The sequence below is a fragment of the Otariodibacter sp. genome (assembly GCF_029256985.1).
In the GTDB taxonomy this organism is placed as follows: Bacteria; Pseudomonadota; Gammaproteobacteria; order Enterobacterales; family Pasteurellaceae; genus Otariodibacter.
In genome coordinates this window covers 1-16,690 of record NZ_JARIDQ010000055.1, presented here as the reverse complement: position 1 = coordinate 16,690, position 16,690 = coordinate 1, and the positions used below count along the sequence as shown (strand labels likewise).

The following is a 16,690-nucleotide window of genomic DNA, read 5'->3' as shown; positions in this document are numbered from 1 at the left end:
GTAGTGATGGCAATTAAACATGCATCATTACCTATTTATGGTGTGCAATTTCATCCTGAATCCTTTATTACCGAATATGGCGAACAAATGCTAAGGAATTGGCTGGGATTGTGAAATGCTCTCTATTAAAGAGAGCATTATTACCAATTAATGTACTTGTGGCTTATTTCCCATTTTCGGTTTGGCAAAATGGCTGTGTAGGAAGAGAGTGATAACACGGAGATATTCTATAATTTCTTCTCCTGCGTCTAATAGCTCTTGATTATCATCTTGTTCATCGTAACCAAGTTTTGCGATTTCTTCTAGGTCGTTAAGTGCTTCGCTTACTTCTTCTGTTGCATCTTTCTCAATAGTAGGTTGAGCTAAGCCTAATCCTAAAAGGAAATGACTTGTCCATTCTGCAATACTGTCTGCTAAAACAAAACCATTTTCATCATCAGGTAACCAAAGTGAGAATAGAGTATTAACATCATCAAAGCTATCATTTAGTTGTTGATAAAACTCTGAAAGGGATTTAAGAGGAACTTGTGAAAAAGCATGTCCATCATTAGTAAATTGGTAAGTGAGGGTTTTCCATGATTCATCTTGAATACCGCCAGAAACTAATCCGCTTAAGAATCCGTGTAGTTCAGCTGGTGAATAGTTGATTTGGAGTGAAGAAATTAACTGTTTTAAGTCGTTAAGTTTTAAAATTGCCATATTTTGCTATTTTGTTATTTATATAAAGAATGGCATAATAACAAAAAATTATGTATTAGTGAGGATTTCCTGATAATGTCAAAAAATAATATTGAATTATCCCTGTTTGGGCAAGTTTTACGTTTATATTGCCCACCAGAGCAACAAGATTTCCTTCTAGCTTCGGCTAAACGTTTAGAAGAGCGTGTTGCTACATTGAAAGAGCAATCGGGTATTATTCAGCTTGAAAAGGTATTATCTATTGTGGCGTTGAATCTCAACTATGAATTAGAGCAAGAACAACGTAAAAATGTTGAGAACAAAAATGTATTGATGTCTTGTGTTCAACAGCTAGATAGTTCATTAGCTAAATTTCAATCGAGTGAGTTAGATGAGGTTATAATTGAGCAAGAAAATACCAAAAAATAAGATTTCATGTATTTTATTGATCTAAACACTAGGAAAATAATGTAAATTCCGTTACTATTCTATCTGCCTGAGGTGTTCGTTGTTAGTTACGTCCCTGAGCCGATATTTAAAACTCTTTGAGTTGAATGTCTAATTGTTGGTGAGCAGGCTCGCTTGCGAGAAGCCTAAAAACAATTATTTTCGACTCCCTTGAACCGTATGGTTCAAGGACTACAACTGATAACGGCACTTTGGGTCTTTTTATGATTTGAGTATTTTATGATTACGCAATATCAAAAAAGTCAGTATGATTTATTTCGCCAGCAAATAAGAAAGTCAATGCGAGCGAAGCGTATGGCACTTTCTCCATTACAGCAAAGCTTTGCTTCAAAATCTATTATCAATTCTTCCCTTGAACTTATTGTACATTACAATGCACAAAAAATCGCTTTTTATTTGCCTTTTGATGGTGAGATCTCACCGCTTGCATTAATTCAATCGCTAAGAGAATTAGGTAAAGAAATTTATTTACCCGTCTTACATCCGTTTTCAGCCAATCAATTATTATTTTTGGAATATTCTCACGATTCAGATTTAGAAAAAAATCACTTTGGTATTTTGCAGCCGAAATTGGATATAAGAAAGGTATTTCCTACGAATGAATTAGATATGATTTTTACTCCGTTGGTTGCTTTCGATACTCAAGGTAATCGCTTAGGCATGGGTGGCGGATTTTACGATCGTACTTTGGTGCAATATCCTGAAATTGTGAGCGTTGGGTTAGCTCATCGTTGCCAGCAAGTGGATTCATTACCAACTGAACATTGGGATATGCCTTTAAAACATTTAATTATTGGAGAAAGCAATGATGAAAATTAAAGTACCTCCTCCCGTATTATTTGTGATTTCTGCGATGATCATTTACTGTCTTCCTAATAGTATTATCCTTTATTATTGTGACCCTTTTCTTCCTCTTTCAATGCTTAGTGCCATATTTAGTATAGTATTGACAGTATTATCATTGATCGCTTTTTATCAGAAAAAGAGCAGTTTAGATCCTATACATTTAGACAAGACGATAATATTAGTAACTCATAGTATTTATCGAATCAGTCGAAATCCGATGTATCTTAGTTTAGCTTTATTGTTAATTGGATGGTCATTATGGTTAGCCAATCTACTTGGTTTGATAGTGGTTTAGGTTTTGTTTACTACATAACACGTTTTCAAATTATTGCCGAAGAGCAGTTTTTAGAGAAAAAATTTGGCGATATTTACCTCCAATATAAGAAAAAAGTGGCAAGATGGTTATAATAAGCGGTAAGATTCATTACATATTTTGCAAAATAAGCAAAAAATAATAGGAGAATATTATGCAAGCACATTTAACAAGCTATGAAGAAACTATTTTTAGTAAAATTATTAGAAAGGAAATTCCTGCTGCAATTGTTTATCAAGATGATTTAGTTACTGCTTTTCGTGATATTGCACCACAAGCTAAAACTCATATTTTAATTGTACCGAATAAATTTATTCCTACAATCAATCATGCAACACAAGAAGATGAAGCTGCATTAGGTAGATTATTTACAGTAGCGGCTAAGATTGCGAAGGAAGAAGGTATTTCAGAAAGCGGATATCGTTTAATTGTGAATTGTAATGAAGATGGTGGACAAGAAGTCTTTCATATTCATATGCATCTTGTTGGCGGAGAACCTTTAGGGAGAATGATTGCAAAATGATTAAAAAATTGAAGGGTACTTTTTTACTGACATCTATCGCATTACTGTCTGCTTGTATTAGTAACCAAGAAAGCTATTTACCTGTAGAGAATAAACCTATTGTAAACATAGAACAGAATATTGCTCAATATATTCATGTGGATGCCAAATCAACGGCATTAGTTATAGAAAACACCTCCGAGCAAGCAGCACAAGTCGTGTATAAATTGTTTTGGTATGATCAAGAAGGAGTAACGCAAAACTCACCCAATTCAGTAGATGATGAATGGCATCAATTGCAATTAATCCCTAAAGAAAAACGAGAAATTTCTGTAACTAAACCAACAGTGGAATCAGAGAATTATCGAGTGTATTTGCGTAGACAATAATGAATGCCTTAGAGTGGTTACTTACTTTTCGTCAACAAACAATCAGTACATTAGACGATTTGGCTGGTTTAACAGCTTGCAGTCAGTTGGTAACCTTATCAAATGGTGAGAGATATGTATTACGTCAACAAAATGAGCGTGCAACTAATTATGGTATCAATTACCAGCAAGAAGCTAAACTTTTAAAGTTGATCAAGCCTTTAAATATTGCGCCTGAACCGATTTATTTTGATGAAGAATCAAGTCTACTCTATTGGATTGAGGGTGATATACCTAAAACTTTTTCCTTTCAATTATTGGAGCATCTTGCCAAACATTTAGCGAGATTACATACTTTCGATTATCAAGCGGTTAGTTCCTCGACTTTTATTGCAAAATTAGATCTGGCAGAACGTTGTCAATATTTGTGGGATAAGTTACCGCTTACTAACAGAAAAAAGCTCCCGTTTTCAAATAATTTCCAGCCTATCATCCCTTTCGCACAAAGTATTTGTCATCATGATATTCATTTAGGTAATTTAATCGAGCAGGGCGATCAACTGTTTTTAATCGATTGGGAATATGCAGCAATTTCTGATCCAGCATTGGATATAGCCCTTTTCTTTCAAGCAAATACTTTGCTTTTAGAAGAGCGGTCTTACTTCTTAAAACACTATTTTGATCATACAGGTTTTGATAAGAATACTTATTTAGCAAAGGTGAAAGAGTATCAACCTGAGATAGAAAAGCTGAATTATTTATGGTCGACATTTTAGTTAAATTGTAAATATAAGAATTATTTTCATTTATTTTTAAATAAAGTATTGACAGTAAAACTGATAATCATTATCATTAAACCACTTCAAAAATAATAGGTAATCACTCCAACTCCTTACGCCTTATTCCCCCACAGAATAAGGCGTTTTTTTTCGTCTTTTCCCTATGATTTTCAATTGATCTCGTTATAATAAAATAATATTTATCATTAATAGAAGAGAAGGAATAAGAATGACCCAATCTATTGAAGCCATTATTACAGAGTTAAAGCGTGGTGTAGAGGATATCTACTCTGAAGCAGATTTAGTTGAAAAATTAAAAGAAAATCGCCCACTTAAAATTAAACTTGGTGCCGATCCTACCGCTCCAGATATTCATTTAGGTCATACGGTTGTATTTAATAAATTACGTCAATTTCAGCAACTTGGGCATGAAGTTATTTTCCTTATTGGTGATTTTACTGGAATGGTTGGTGATCCTTCAGGTAAAAATAGCACTCGTCCACCGCTTACTCGTGAAGATGTATTGCGTAATGCTGAAACTTATAAACAACAGATTTTTAAGATTTTAGATCCACAAAAAACACGTGTTGTATTCAACTCTGAATGGTTGGGAGAATTAGGGGCAGAAGGGATGATCCGTTTAGCCTCAAACTATACAGTTGCACGTATGTTAGAGCGTGATGATTTCAAAAAACGTTTTGGTAACAATCAACCTATCGCAATTCATGAGTTTATGTATCCACTCCTTCAAGGTTACGATTCAGTTGCTTTAGAGGCTGATGTCGAATTAGGTGGCACTGACCAAACCTTTAACTTATTAATTGGACGTGAATTACAAAAATCAGCAGGGCAAAAACCACAAGTTGCGATGACATTACCATTGTTAGTTGGACTTGATGGTGAGAAAAAAATGTCTAAATCATTAGGTAACTATATTGGTGTAACAGAATCACCTAGCGAAATGTTCGGTAAAGTGATGTCTATTTCTGATGATTTAATGTGGGATTGGTACAATTTACTTTCATTCCGTCCTACAACTGAAATTACTCAATTTAAAGCAGAAGTTGAAGCGGGTAAAAATCCAAGAGATATTAAGATTCTTCTTGCTAAAGAAATCATCGCTCGCTTCCATTCAGACGCTGATGCAGATGCAGCAGAGCAAGAATTTATCAATCGTTTCCAAAAAGGTGCGATGCCAGATAATATCGAGGAGTTTACTCTAGAAGGCGAAATCGGTTTAGCGAACTTATTGAAAGAAGTTGGCTTGGTTGCATCAACATCTGAAGCGATCCGTTCAGTTAAGCAAGGCGGAGTTAAGATTGATGGTGAAAAAGTTGAAGATTCTAAATTAGTCGTCAAATCAGGTACAACTGCAATTTACCAAGTCGGTAAACGTAAATTTGCTAAAGTCACTATCAAATAATTGTGAATAGATTTTAGGATATGAAAATGCTGTGATAATTTATCACAGCATTTTTTATATGGTTAAGGTAATGTTGCTACTACTGCATAGCCTGATTGTTCGCCAGTTGCGGTTACAGAGGTTTCTGCACTAATAAATGCTGCATCTCCTTGTTTAAGATATAGTTCATTTCCTTCATTATTGAGCAATAACTCACCTTCCATTACCAGTACAATACTTGCACTTGACGTGATAAAAGGCGTTTCTTGTGCTTGATTAAAGACAAGTCGTTGCAATGCAAAATCAGTTGCTTGTGGTGTTGAATAGAGGAATAAATTCTCATCAGGATCACTAGATGCTTGATAGGCAGGAATAATATTTGGGGTAATTTCTGTATAATCAATGGTATTCAACAAAGCGGGAATATCAACGTATTTCGGTGTTAAACCGCCACGAATCACATTATCTGAGGCTGCCATTAGTTCAATATTTTGTCCTCGCAAATAAGCGTGAGGTAAGCCTGCGCCTTGGTAAATCCCTTCGCCATTTTTGAGATGGACTATGTTAAATAAAAAGAAACACAACAATCCAGCATCTAATTTATCTAAAGCGATATTCATCGCCTCTAATGTATAGAGTAGCCAATATTCTGCTTGATCGAGGGTAAGTTTATTTTGCTGATAATCCGTTTGGTATTGTTTAATAATCGGTAGTAACCATTGACTTAATTGAGCTTGATCCGCTTGCATAATGGCGGAGTAAACTTTAGGTAAGCCTTGTTGAGTAATTTGCTCCGATAATTGCTGTAGAGAAGGATGTTGTTCTAGACTGGTATGAATTTCCGCTAGTGGTTTGAAACCGTGGAGCAACCAAAAATCAGATAAAGCGATCATCATTTCAGGTTTATGATTTCTATCCTTATAAGTTCTATTTGGTGCGTTGTTTGCAATACCTAGTTTTTCTTCTTTCTCGAAACCCTTTTCTGCTTGTTGTTTAGTAGGGTGGAGTTGAATTGAAAGCGGTAATTTTACATCTAAAATTTTCAACAAATAAGGGAGTTCATCGCCAAACTGTTTACGATTTTCATCACCGAGTAATTCAGGTGTTGTATCGAGCAATTTATCGAGAGGAATCCATTTCCGCTCAAATTCCACAAGAGAAGGAGCTGAACGATGTGCGCCAAGCCAATATTCTGCGTAGGGTTCATTTTTTCTATCTTGTTCAGGGAGAGCTAACAAATGAGGGATAAAATCAGCTCCTCCCCAATTATAATGTTGATGTTTTCCAATAAGTTTAAAAATCACGATTTATATCCTCCAAAAAAATTTACGATTTTTTCAATATCATCTTTATGTTCAATTTTAACTAACAAGCGGCGTCCGTTAGTTAAATCAACTATTAAAATTTGTTTTTCAGCTAAATTTAATTGTTTAATCTTTTTATAATCGATATAGATGTTAGCAAAGAAAAAACCTTTTTCTTTAAGTAATAGACGAGGGTAGCGAATAAATGTTGAATAAATTGCTAATATAATACAAATTGCTAATAAATAGATGGTTATAGGTTCAATATGCGATTGAAGGCTTTGTGTAATTGTGAGGACAATTAACCCGACTAAAATAATTGCATCAATTTTAGATTGATGTTGAAGGCGAATAGAGAGTAGCGTTTTACCTTTTAGTTTATTCATTAAGACTTGGTCGTAAATTGCATAAACAATAAAGAGTATAATGGCTAAAAAAAGAATAATATTTGTCATTTTTATATTTACATTTTGTATAAAAGAAAAGACCGCTTGTATTTTAACAAGCGGTCTGATTTACGCAATAATTTGCAAATTAACCTAAGATACCAGTCCAAGCACCAAAGATACCGATCACAAAGAAGCCAATGATAATCCATAGTGCATTAACACGATTACGCAATAACCACATACAAGCAAATGTAAGGAGTAATGGTAATAATCCTGGCATTAAGCTATCTAAGATAGATTGAACGGTTGTTACTTCAACTGTGCCATCTTGTTTTTCAATAGTAGAAACAACAAGAGGTACATTAATACTTGTCCATTTTTGGACTAAGGCACCCATAATAAATAAGCCAAGAATTGATGCTCCCTCCGTTAATTTTTGGAGTAAGCCACCACTCATATCTTGAACTACGTCTAAACCTTTTTTGTAGCCGTAAGTTACACCGTAGTAAAGTGTTGCTAAGCGTACTAAGTTGAATAATACGAAGAATAGTAATGGGCCTAAGATACTTCCTGTTAATGCGACCCCAGCACCCAATGCTGCAAATACTGGACGAGCAGTACCCCAGTAGATTGGATCGCCCACACCAGCAAGCGGTCCCATAAGACCTACTTTGATACCATTGATTGCAGCATCATCAATTGGTTTACCATTTGCTCGTTCCTCTTCCATTGCGATAGTTACACCTAATACTGGTGCCGCAACGAATGGTTGAGTATTAAAAAATTCTAAGTGGCGCTTAATAGCATCTTTACGTTCTTGAGAATTTGGATCCGGATATAAACGTTTGATTACAGGTACCATTGAATAGCAGAAACCAAGAGCCTGCATACGTTCAAAGTTCCATGAACCTTGGAAGAGATTTGAACGGCGCACAACCGCATTTAAATCACTTTTTGTTACTTTTTTGATTTCAGTTGTCATTATCTTACCCTTCTTAGTCTAATCTGTTATCAAGATCGTTAGTTGTTGATTGAACTTGCACCACTTGTTTGCTTTGGTTATATTTGGGGTGAAGTTGAATATAAAGAATTGCCATTACTGTACCAAGTACACCTAATGCAACTAAATTGAAATCTGTGAAAGCGGCTACAACAAAACCTGTGTAGAAGAATGGCATTAAATGGCCTGCACGCATCATATTGATAACCATTGCATAACCTACTACTGCAATAAATCCACCTGCAATTTTAAGACCCATTGTCACCACTTCAGGTATTGCATTTAACAAGTGTTGAACAGTATCTGTACCTGCTGTCATTGCAACAATTAATGCTGGGATTGCAATACGCATTGCTTGTAAGAATAGAGCAGAGCGGTGAATCCAATCTAATTTATTTAAATTACCAGTTTCTACTGCTTTATCAGCAAAATGTTGGAAACCAACAGTAATTGCACGAACTACATAAGTTAATACTTGACCTGCTGCTGCAAGTGGAATTGCTAATGCAATCGCAGTTGGAATATCCTGGCCTCCAACAATAACAAGGATCGTTGAAACCACAGATGCTAATGCCGTATCTGGTGCTAATGCCGCTCCTATATTCATCCAACCTAATGCTAGTAATTCTAATGAACCACCAACAATAATACCGGTTGTCATATCACCTAATACAATACCCACTAGGGTACAAGCAATGAGTGGACGATGAGTTTGCCATTCGTCAAGAATTGATCCCATACCAGAGATACAAGCGATAATAAAGACTAGAATAATTTGTAGAGTAGAAATTTCCATCTTGATTTCCTTAGATTAGATCATTTTTCTTTAATAAATCCATCATATATTGACGGCTATCATTTGATACTTTACGAACATCAAGCTCAATATTCTTATCATTTAAGAATTTAAATGCCTCGATATCTTTATCATCTACCGCAACAGCACTAGTGATCATTTGTTTACCATCTTTATATGCCATACCACCGATATTGATTGATTTAAAATCAACACCTGCTTTAACTAGACGCACAACATCTGTTGGGTTGGTGAAAAGTAACATCATTCGTTCACCTGCATACTCAGGGTTGTTATATACACGGATCATTTTTTCTACATCAACAACATGAGCAGTTACACCCGGAGGGGCAACACTTTTAAGCATTGTTGAACGAACAGAATCTTTAGCCACATCATCATTCACTACAACAATACGACTTACACGGCTTTCTTTAGTCCAACGTGTTGCAACTTGTCCGTGAATTAAGCGGTCATCGATACGAGCTAGACCAATATCTAAATGACCTACTCCGTTTACAGTAACAACAGAAGGCTCTGCTGGTTTCTGAACTTGTGGAGTAGGAGGAACGGCCACTTCAGGTTCTTTTTCTACAAATTTTAATGCTCGAACACCGCCACGACCTGTTTCAAGAGCAATTTCAACAAGCTCTTGTAGACTTGGATTATCATCGCGAGCCATAAAAGTTTCAACTAACATAGGAACATTAACGCCTGTTACTATATCCATATTGTCTTTACCTTCTGCAACACGATTAGCTGCATTGAATGGGCTTCCCCCCCAAGTATCGACTAAAAATAGGACCTGATCACAGTGTGCTAGATCTGTCGCTAATTTGTCTTGGTATTTACTGATAATTGTTTCAGCATTTTCTCCAGGTACAAAGTCAATAAATGCGACATTTTCTTGCTCACCAATTAACATCTCAGTTGTTTTGAGAAGTTGCTCAGCTGCAACCCCATGGGTCGCAATGATGATTGCAATACTCATCTGTTTTTCCTTGTAAGATTAAAATTAATTTATTATTAAATAGAATAAATAGTCCACGAATTCTAGTGATTCTACTTACTGTAACAATCTAATTTAGCAAAAAATGTGATATAGATCTCATTTTTTTGGGAAATTTACTTAATATGTATGTTAATCATACTGTTTTTGTGTATATATTTTCATTTAAGAAAATAATCATAGTGTAAATATTTCATTGCTCATAAAATTCATTGACCATGTGTGGTCTAATATTTTAGATACATTGAGCAGTTGAGAATTTTACGAGGGCAAACGTATTTTAGCTTTATGGCGCAAGTTCAATTTTAAGGTGGTATAACTACGGTTTACACGTTTATAATTCCCGCAAATAATCTAACTTCGTATGCAGTTAAAACGCTTTGGAAGACTCTAATAATTATGTTTTTCGGTAATTTATATTGAGACATCAATAATTTTGCTGTCGTGAGTAATTTTAAATTTATTAAGAATTTCTACTTATCTATTCTTATAGACTCTGTAAAATAACCTGAATTTTATCTATTACATCTTACTTTTCATTTGTAACGATTTGATTTAATAATACTATATTTACAACATGATTTTTAGTCACTCATTTATTCGTATCAAAACTCCTTATGAATATTTTATAAGTAAATTGTATTATTTTAGAAGATATTTATAGATTGGAGGCAACAGGACAAATCACAATATTTGGCTGTTGGAGCATAATAGAAAAGTTTATACTATTTGCTGTAGCAAATACGTAGTCGGCGACTTTATTGCTCTTATTTGTGAGAAAGTGAAACTTGACAGTATTGTTTATACAGACTTTGTCGAAATTATGATGTACTTAAAATTGGTAAATTTAACTATTTTCGTATTAGTCACAGTAATTTTAACTTAAAGACTCAAATTTATTTTTAAAATAATGAGTTAAAGCTAATTTAACCTAGTTATTTAGGACAGCTATTTTAAATAAATTGGATTTGTATTCGTATAATTTAAGCTAATTAAATACCTACAATTTGATATTCAAAATGTTTGTTAAATTCTAGCAAATCATCACCAGGAGGAGATATCTCAATTTCTGGATCATTGTGAGGGGATTCCATTATTTTTGAGTCAGTTTCTTTTGAGTTAGTTTCTGATGGGGTTTGTAATTGCATAGGTATAGTTGACTCAACGTTTTTTTCTATGAAAGGGTAACTTTTTTCTTCAAGAACAACTTTGAAATAGTCGTCGGTAGAATGATTAATCATAGTCTTATTTTGTACAAGTTGCACATTGTTATGATCAGTAGGATGCAATAATTTTTTACCAATTTCTACTCGAGGATCTAACCAAACAGAAACAACTGCATTGTTGAAATCTTGATTAAATTCTTCATCAATAATCAAATCATTTAGTACAAAATAGCCCTTATCTGACAAAGCTATATAACTTAATGAATCTCCGACTTTTATATCAGGCATAATTTTTCTTAGTCGATCTACAACCTTATCTTGTTCAGGTAGGGTTATACCTAAATTAGACCATGATCTCGCTAATGAAATAGCAAAATCCCTACCATCAACTGGTTTCATATATTTTAATGTCAACATAAGTGGACGGGTAGTTAGAGTGTATTTACCTGTTTCAGAAAATAATGCAATATTATAAATTTTGAATGGGCCCCATTCATAATCTACGTCATTGATTTTCTTCCATTGTGCAGATGCAAAACTAGAAATTAGCAATGTTACAATCGGAATAATTTTTGAATAATGCATAATTGATTAAACGAATAAAATAAGATTGATATCATTATACCTTTAAAATTGTACAATAAACATATCGTATTATTTTGTGATCCTATTCAAAATTTTTATTTTTATTGGTTACTATGTAGTTGAAAAATGCTAGTATCTTTAAATATCATTTATTGTATGGAGGATTATTATGTTTCCGGAATTCCGTGATTTAATCACAAAGTTAAAGAGTGAAGATGCTCATTTCTCTCGCCTTTTTGATCGACACAATGAGTTAGATCAGCGAATAAAAAATATGGAAGCAGGAATTGAAATAGCTACAGATTCAGAAATTGAAGTGCTTAAGAAAGAGAAGTTACATCTTAAAGATGAACTATATTCACTGTTAAAGCAGCATGATAACAAGTAAGTAATTTTTTGATTATATATTTCTAATATTAAAGGAGAGTGGTTGTAATTACTCTCCTTTCTTTTTTAAATAACCTATTTTTGAGATTTCAAATCAGCAACTTTTTGTGAGCGGTAAATTGCATTAATAGCATGGATTAATGCTCTAGCTGATGATTCTACAATATCTGTGGCTAATCCAACACCATGGAAACGTCGTCCTTGATGTTCAACAACGATATCAACTTGCCCTAGTGCCTCAGCACCTTCACCTTTGGCTGTTAAATTATAATTTAATATTTGTAGGTCTAATTTTGTAATTTTTAGAATTGCATTGAATGTGGCATCAACAGGACCATTTCCACCTTGTGAAACTTGGCCAATTCTTTCTCCATCAAGTTCCACTTGAACAAATGCGGAAGCCGGTAATCCACTAATAATTTGGGAAGTAATAACATCTAATTGTAAGCGATCTTCATCACCTTGTTGCATGTCAATAAAGGCAAGAGCTTCTAAATCATAATCGAAAACTTGCCCTTTTTTATCTGCAAGATGAAGAAATGCATCATAAAGTTTATCCAAATCATAGTCATTTTCTTTATAGCCCATATCTTCCATATGATTTTTGACTGCTGCTCGTCCAGAGCGTGCAGTTAAATTGAGTTTCTCTTTCTTCAATCCAATGGTTTCTGGTGACATGATTTCATAGGTATTTTTATTTTTAACCATGCCATCTTGATGAATACCAGAAGAATGAGCGAAAGCATTTGTACCTACAATCGCTTTATTAGGTTGAATTGGCATATTACAGAGTTGACTAACCATCTGACTAACACGATGAATTTCTTTAGTATTGATACGAGTATCTAATCCCTTAAATAGATCTTGGCGAGTTTTTATTGCCATTACAACCTCTTCTAAAGCTGTATTACCCGCACGTTCCCCAATGCCATTTATAGTACATTCAATTTGTCTTGCACCATTCTCAACCGCAGTGAGAGAGTTGGCGGTTGCCATACCTAAGTCATTATGGCAATGGACGGATATGATTGCTTTATCGATATTGGGTACACGATTTATTACGTCTGCAATAATGCTTCCGTATTGAGAAGGTAAACAGTATCCGACTGTGTCTGGAATATTGACTGTTGTTGCACCAGCGTTAATTGCTGCTTCAACGATTCGACAAATATTATCAACTCCTGTGCGTCCTGCATCTTCACACGAGAATTCTACATCATCAGTATATTGTCGAGCTCGTTTTACAGCATGAATTGCCATATCTACAACATCATCAAAGTTTTTTCGTAACTTTGCTTCAACATGTAATGCGGATGTGGCAATAAAGGTATGAATACGGAAAGCCTCTGCTACTTTCAAGGCTTCTGCTGCAACATCAATATCTTTATCAACTGCTCTTGATAAAGCACAAACTCGGCTATTTTTAATATTTTTAGCAATAGTTTGTACTGATTCAAAATCTCCCGATGACGAAACAGGAAAACCTACCTCCATTACATCTACTCCCAGACGTTCTAGAGCAAAAGCAATCTGTAATTTTTCTTTTACGGTTAAACTTGCTTTTAATGCTTGTTCACCATCTCGCAATGTTGTATCAAAAATAATGATATCGTTCTTGCTCATAGAAACTCCTTAATAAGTTACTGATATTTTATTATTGTCGTGAATAAAAAAAGCCCGCAGTGTGAGTGCGGGCTAAGTATGGATATTGAATTTTCTCCGACTACAACTTATCCTCGCACCGAATGCGTGAGTAGGAGTAAGCCGAGTAAGAAATATTTAACCATATGTATTTGTGTTTGCATTATTGTTTAGGAATAGTTCTATCTTAGGGTGAAAAAATATAGTGTCAATAGATTTTTATTCTTTTTGATGTTCGTTTTGTATGTTTTTTTATTCAATAAACAGAATTAAATTATAATTAGTTTGTTTTTATTGGTTTTTTATATTTTATAATTTATTCTTATATAAAATAATCTGCTAAGAGGAAGTATTGAGAATAAAAAATTGTTTGATTGTTTTTTGAACTATTTAAGATTTAATAGGAAAAAATAAGGCGAGATCTATACAGGTACAGACCTCACCTTGATATCTTTAATTAAAATATTAACGCCATGCTTTGAATTGGTTAATCAATCCGTTTGTAGAGCTATCATGACTTGTGATTTTTTCGTTATTTTCCAATTCTGGAAGAATACGATTAGCAAGTTGTTTACCGAGTTCTACACCCCATTGGTCGAAGCTATAAATATTGAAGATCACACCTTGTACAAAGATTTTATGCTCATACATTGCAATTAATGCACCAAGTGTAAATGGCGTAATTTTTTGTACTAAAATAGAATTAGTTGGTTTGTTACCAGTAAATACTTTGAATGGTACAATTTCTGCAACTTCTTCTAATGATCTACCCGCTTGTACGAACTCTTGTTCAACCACTTCTTTTGATTTACCGAATGCTAATGCTTCAGTTTGTGCAAAGAAGTTAGAGAGAAGTTTTGAGTGATGATCGCCTACTTGATTATGGCTTTGTGCAGGGGCAATGAAATCACAAGGAATTAATTTTGTGCCTTGGTGAATAAGTTGATAAAACGCGTGTTGTCCGTTAGTACCCGGTTCACCCCAAATGATAGGGCCAGTTTGGTAAGATACAGCTTTACCATCACGTCCTACATATTTACCATTTGACTCCATATTACCTTGTTGGAAATAGGCAGCAAAACGATGCATATATTGATCGTATGGAAGGATCGCTTCTGATTCTGCACCTAAGAAATTGTTATTCCAAATTCCGACAAGCGCTAAAGTTGCAGGGATATTTTTCTCAATTGGTGTATTTAAGAAATGTTTATCCATTGCGTGAGCACCTTCAAGAAGTTGCTCAAAGTTTTCAAAACCAATAGAAAGAACGATTGATAACCCAATTGCAGACCATAAAGAGTAACGACCACCTACCCAGTCCCAAAACTCAAACATATTTGCGGTATCAATACCAAATTTAGCCACTTCTTTTGCATTAGTTGATAAAGCCACAAAATGTTTTGCTACTGCAGATTCATCTTTCGCTGAATTTAACAACCAATCACGAGCTGTGTGAGCATTGGTCATTGTTTCTTGGGTAGTAAATGTTTTAGAAGCAACTAATACTAATGTTGTTTCAGGATTTAAATTTTTAAGTGTTTCTGCGATATGAGTGCCATCTACATTAGACACAAAGTGCATTGTGAGGTGATTTTTATATGGACGTAATGCTTCTGTAACCATATAAGGACCTAAGTCAGAACCACCAATACCGATATTAATTACATCAGTAATTGCTTTACCTGTATAACCTTTCCATTCTCCAGAGATAACGCGTTCACTAAACTCTTTCATTTTTGCAAGAACAGCATTAACTTCAGGCATCACATCTTTACCATCAACTTTTACTGGTGTATTTGAGCGGTTACGTAATGCTGTATGTAATACTGCACGATCTTCAGTACGGTTAATTTTTTCACCACTAAACATTGCTTGAGTTGCAGATTTTAAACCACATTCTTCAGCTAATTGACGGAGTAGTGTTAGCGTTTTTTCATTAATTGCATTTTTAGAATAGTCGACCAAAATTTGATCTTCAAATTGAAGAGAGTATTTCTCAAAACGATTTGGATCTGCTTTAAATAATTCAGCAATATTTAAATTATCATTTTTATGTTGAGTAAGTGCATTCCATGAGGATGTTTTTGTTGGGTTTATATTTTGCATAATATTATCCTTTTTTCATTTAAAATTAATTTTCTACATCGCTTGAAGAGTCTTTTTTCAGGCTATCTAAGCGTTTTTCTAATTCATTAAGTTTTTCTCTTGTACGGAGTAATACTTGAGATTGCACATCAAACTCTTCTCTAGTTACGACATCTAATTTTGATAATTGTGCTTGTAAGATTTGTTTAAATTTTTCTTCTAAATCATTACCGATGTTTTTTAAACCTTGTGGTAGAGCATTATGGAGTTGTTGTGCGATAGATTCGATATTCTTAGGATTTAGCATAATATTTCCTTAAATAAAATAAAGGTTAATTCTAAAGAATTTTAAGCAAAAGCTAAAGAAAAGAATACTAAAATTAAAATCAACTTAGAGGAAACAAAAGGGATGGCTGGAGTACTAGGATTCGAACCTAGGAATGCTGAGATCAAAACCCAGTGCCTTACCGCTTGGCGATACTCCAGTCGTTTTATTTTTATTACAAGCTTATGGTGCGGGAAGAGGGACTTGAACCCACACACCTCGCGGCGCCAGAACCTAAATCTGGTGCGTCTACCAATTTCGCCATTCCCGCACAAATGGTGGCTACAGCGAGATTCGAACTTGCGACCCCAACATTATGAGTGTTGTGCTCTAACCAGCTGAGCTATGTAGCCCTTTGCGTTACCATATTGGCTTGCGGGGCGTATTATGCTGATTTAGCCTCATTTCGTCAAATACTTTTTTAGAAAAAAAAAGTTTTTTAGATTGTTTGAATAGAGATTCGACAGATTTTATTAAAAAACCGTAAATTTTGTATGAAAATTTTAATATGAATTGGTGGAATTAGCATTATTCATTTCATTTTCTATAATCTCTAATATGTTAGAAATATTAGGTAAAATACCTTCCCATAGTTTAAATGAGTATGCTGCTTGACTAACCAGCATTCCTAATCCATCTTGATAATC

Annotated in this window: 20 protein-coding genes, 3 tRNA genes, 1 other RNA gene and 1 pseudogene; 11 read left to right on the top strand and 14 right to left on the bottom strand. The window is 34.3% G+C overall.

All coding sequences use genetic code 11. The features are described from left to right. The coding region (locus Q1J40_RS05860) for a glutamine amidotransferase-related protein (RefSeq protein WP_502306658.1) at positions 1-114 on the top strand (114 nt) is incomplete at its 5' end. Positions 115-147: 33 nt separating this feature from the next. Here the strand turns inward: Q1J40_RS05860 and Q1J40_RS05855 are convergent. Further along, positions 148-699, bottom strand: coding sequence for a UPF0149 family protein (locus Q1J40_RS05855; protein ID WP_301099113.1), 552 nt, complete (start codon positions 697-699; stop codon positions 148-150). 75 nt (positions 700-774) lie between these two features. On the opposite strand from Q1J40_RS05855, the gene Q1J40_RS05850 reads away from it, so the two are divergent. The 9 genes from Q1J40_RS05850 to tyrS all read left to right on the top strand — a co-directional run bounded on the left by Q1J40_RS05850 (position 775) and on the right by tyrS (position 5,377). Then, complete coding sequence (locus Q1J40_RS05850; protein WP_301099112.1) at positions 775-1,107, top strand: cell division protein ZapA; 333 nt, start codon at positions 775-777, stop codon at positions 1,105-1,107. 61 nt (positions 1,108-1,168) lie between these two features. Further along, positions 1,169-1,348, top strand: a non-coding RNA gene (gene ssrS / locus Q1J40_RS05845) — 6S RNA. Between the two features lie 17 nt (positions 1,349-1,365). Next, complete coding sequence (locus Q1J40_RS05840) at positions 1,366-1,965, top strand: 5-formyltetrahydrofolate cyclo-ligase (protein ID WP_301099111.1); 600 nt, start codon at positions 1,366-1,368, stop codon at positions 1,963-1,965. Next, a complete protein-coding gene (locus tag Q1J40_RS05835) occupies positions 1,952-2,287 on the top strand; it encodes a methyltransferase family protein (protein ID WP_363321858.1) in 336 nt (111 codons plus the stop codon). Before Q1J40_RS05840 ends, Q1J40_RS05835 begins: the two co-directional genes overlap by 14 nt. Further along, positions 2,251-2,400 carry a hypothetical protein gene (locus tag Q1J40_RS05830; RefSeq protein ID WP_301099110.1) on the top strand — a complete coding sequence of 50 codons (150 nt, stop codon included), beginning with the start codon at positions 2,251-2,253 and terminating at the stop codon, positions 2,398-2,400. Before Q1J40_RS05835 ends, Q1J40_RS05830 begins: the two co-directional genes overlap by 37 nt. 59 nt (positions 2,401-2,459) lie before the next feature. Beyond that, positions 2,460-2,828 (top strand): HIT domain-containing protein, encoded by a 369-nt coding sequence (locus tag Q1J40_RS05825; protein WP_301099109.1) that lies wholly within the window; start codon positions 2,460-2,462, stop codon positions 2,826-2,828. Continuing rightward, the gene (locus Q1J40_RS05820) at positions 2,825-3,196 is read left to right on the top strand and encodes a DUF1425 domain-containing protein (RefSeq protein ID WP_301099108.1); all 372 of its coding nucleotides are present in this window, start codon (positions 2,825-2,827) and stop codon (positions 3,194-3,196) included. The genes Q1J40_RS05825 and Q1J40_RS05820 overlap by 4 nt, the downstream gene beginning before the upstream one ends. Then, on the top strand, positions 3,196-3,951 hold the full coding sequence (locus Q1J40_RS05815; RefSeq protein WP_301099107.1) for a choline/ethanolamine kinase family protein: 756 nt from the start codon (positions 3,196-3,198) through the stop codon (positions 3,949-3,951). Before Q1J40_RS05820 ends, Q1J40_RS05815 begins: the two co-directional genes overlap by 1 nt. A gap of 232 nt (positions 3,952-4,183) precedes the next feature. Then, complete coding sequence (tyrS, locus tag Q1J40_RS05810) at positions 4,184-5,377, top strand: tyrosine--tRNA ligase (RefSeq protein WP_301099106.1); 1,194 nt, start codon at positions 4,184-4,186, stop codon at positions 5,375-5,377. 62 nt (positions 5,378-5,439) lie between these two features. Here the strand turns inward: tyrS and manA are convergent, their stop codons facing one another. The 6 genes from manA to Q1J40_RS05775 all read right to left on the bottom strand — a co-directional run bounded on the left by manA (position 5,440) and on the right by Q1J40_RS05775 (position 11,605). Continuing rightward, a complete protein-coding gene (gene manA, locus Q1J40_RS05805) occupies positions 5,440-6,660 on the bottom strand; it encodes a mannose-6-phosphate isomerase, class I (RefSeq protein ID WP_301099105.1) in 1,221 nt (406 codons plus the stop codon). Further along, the gene (locus tag Q1J40_RS05800; protein ID WP_301099104.1) at positions 6,657-7,115 is read right to left on the bottom strand and encodes a DUF986 family protein; all 459 of its coding nucleotides are present in this window, start codon (positions 7,113-7,115) and stop codon (positions 6,657-6,659) included. Before Q1J40_RS05800 ends, manA begins: the two co-directional genes overlap by 4 nt. Positions 7,116-7,194: 79 nt before the next feature. Further along, complete coding sequence (locus Q1J40_RS05795; protein WP_301099103.1) at positions 7,195-8,031, bottom strand: PTS mannose transporter subunit IID; 837 nt, start codon at positions 8,029-8,031, stop codon at positions 7,195-7,197. 13 nt (positions 8,032-8,044) lie between these two features. Then, positions 8,045-8,845, bottom strand: coding sequence for a PTS mannose/fructose/sorbose transporter subunit IIC (locus Q1J40_RS05790; protein WP_301099102.1), 801 nt, complete (start codon positions 8,843-8,845; stop codon positions 8,045-8,047). Positions 8,846-8,855: 10 nt separating this feature from the next. Then, positions 8,856-9,836: a PTS mannose transporter subunit IIAB gene (manX, locus tag Q1J40_RS05785; RefSeq protein WP_301099101.1), complete on the bottom strand. Its 981-nt coding sequence runs from the start codon at positions 9,834-9,836 to the stop codon at positions 8,856-8,858. A 1,010-nt stretch (positions 9,837-10,846) separates the two neighbouring features. Further along, entirely contained in the window at positions 10,847-11,605 is a 759-nt protein-coding gene (locus tag Q1J40_RS05775; protein ID WP_301099100.1) for a pyruvate formate lyase-activating protein, read from the bottom strand. Positions 11,606-11,774: 169 nt separating this feature from the next. Here Q1J40_RS05775 and Q1J40_RS05770 point away from each other — a divergent pair, with 169 nt between their 5' ends. After that, positions 11,775-11,993, top strand: a complete 219-nt coding sequence (locus Q1J40_RS05770) for an HP1242/YdcH family protein (protein WP_301099099.1) — start codon at positions 11,775-11,777, stop codon at positions 11,991-11,993. A gap of 74 nt (positions 11,994-12,067) precedes the next feature. Here Q1J40_RS05770 and leuA read toward each other — a convergent pair whose 3' ends face one another. The 7 genes and pseudogenes from leuA to Q1J40_RS05735 form a co-directional block, all read right to left on the bottom strand. Further along, positions 12,068-13,615: a 2-isopropylmalate synthase gene (gene leuA, locus Q1J40_RS05765; protein WP_301099097.1), complete on the bottom strand. Its 1,548-nt coding sequence runs from the start codon at positions 13,613-13,615 to the stop codon at positions 12,068-12,070. Positions 13,616-14,098: 483 nt separating this feature from the next. Beyond that, positions 14,099-15,739: a glucose-6-phosphate isomerase gene (gene pgi, locus Q1J40_RS05760; RefSeq protein ID WP_301099096.1), complete on the bottom strand. Its 1,641-nt coding sequence runs from the start codon at positions 15,737-15,739 to the stop codon at positions 14,099-14,101. A gap of 25 nt (positions 15,740-15,764) precedes the next feature. Next, positions 15,765-16,025 (bottom strand): ubiquinone biosynthesis accessory factor UbiK, encoded by a 261-nt coding sequence (gene ubiK, locus Q1J40_RS05755; RefSeq protein WP_301099095.1) that lies wholly within the window; start codon positions 16,023-16,025, stop codon positions 15,765-15,767. A gap of 103 nt (positions 16,026-16,128) precedes the next feature. Then, positions 16,129-16,203 (bottom strand) — tRNA-Gln (locus Q1J40_RS05750). Between the two features lie 26 nt (positions 16,204-16,229). Then, a tRNA-Leu gene (locus tag Q1J40_RS05745) sits at positions 16,230-16,314 on the bottom strand. Positions 16,315-16,319: 5 nt separating this feature from the next. After that, a tRNA-Met gene (locus Q1J40_RS05740) sits at positions 16,320-16,396 on the bottom strand. Between the two features lie 150 nt (positions 16,397-16,546). Beyond that, positions 16,547-16,690 (bottom strand): annotated as a pseudogene (locus Q1J40_RS05735) (hypothetical protein); the annotation flags it as partial.

Bases quoted from the DNA above. Each gene is read 5' to 3' on its own strand.
- leuA (WP_301099097.1), bottom strand. From the start codon at position 13,615: ATGAGCAAGAACGATATCATTATTTTTGATACAACATTGCGAGATGGT.
- Q1J40_RS05795 (WP_301099103.1), bottom strand. From the start codon at position 8,031: ATGACAACTGAAATCAAAAAAGTAACAAAAAGTGATTTAAATGCGGTT.
- Q1J40_RS05840 (WP_301099111.1), top strand. From the start codon at position 1,366: ATGATTACGCAATATCAAAAAAGTCAGTATGATTTATTTCGCCAGCAA.
- Q1J40_RS05800 (WP_301099104.1), bottom strand. From the start codon at position 7,115: ATGACAAATATTATTCTTTTTTTAGCCATTATACTCTTTATTGTTTAT.
- tyrS (WP_301099106.1), top strand. From the start codon at position 4,184: ATGACCCAATCTATTGAAGCCATTATTACAGAGTTAAAGCGTGGTGTA.
- Q1J40_RS05830 (WP_301099110.1), top strand. From the start codon at position 2,251: ATGGTTAGCCAATCTACTTGGTTTGATAGTGGTTTAGGTTTTGTTTAC.
- Q1J40_RS05835 (WP_363321858.1), top strand. From the start codon at position 1,952: ATGATGAAAATTAAAGTACCTCCTCCCGTATTATTTGTGATTTCTGCG.
- pgi (WP_301099096.1), bottom strand. From the start codon at position 15,739: ATGCAAAATATAAACCCAACAAAAACATCCTCATGGAATGCACTTACT.
- Q1J40_RS05820 (WP_301099108.1), top strand. From the start codon at position 2,825: ATGATTAAAAAATTGAAGGGTACTTTTTTACTGACATCTATCGCATTA.
- manX (WP_301099101.1), bottom strand. From the start codon at position 9,836: ATGAGTATTGCAATCATCATTGCGACCCATGGGGTTGCAGCTGAGCAA.
- Q1J40_RS05790 (WP_301099102.1), bottom strand. From the start codon at position 8,845: ATGGAAATTTCTACTCTACAAATTATTCTAGTCTTTATTATCGCTTGT.
- Q1J40_RS05770 (WP_301099099.1), top strand. From the start codon at position 11,775: ATGTTTCCGGAATTCCGTGATTTAATCACAAAGTTAAAGAGTGAAGAT.
- Q1J40_RS05775 (WP_301099100.1), bottom strand. From the start codon at position 11,605: ATGCATTATTCAAAAATTATTCCGATTGTAACATTGCTAATTTCTAGT.
- Q1J40_RS05825 (WP_301099109.1), top strand. From the start codon at position 2,460: ATGCAAGCACATTTAACAAGCTATGAAGAAACTATTTTTAGTAAAATT.
- Q1J40_RS05855 (WP_301099113.1), bottom strand. From the start codon at position 699: ATGGCAATTTTAAAACTTAACGACTTAAAACAGTTAATTTCTTCACTC.
- Q1J40_RS05815 (WP_301099107.1), top strand. From the start codon at position 3,196: ATGAATGCCTTAGAGTGGTTACTTACTTTTCGTCAACAAACAATCAGT.
- ubiK (WP_301099095.1), bottom strand. From the start codon at position 16,025: ATGCTAAATCCTAAGAATATCGAATCTATCGCACAACAACTCCATAAT.
- Q1J40_RS05850 (WP_301099112.1), top strand. From the start codon at position 775: ATGTCAAAAAATAATATTGAATTATCCCTGTTTGGGCAAGTTTTACGT.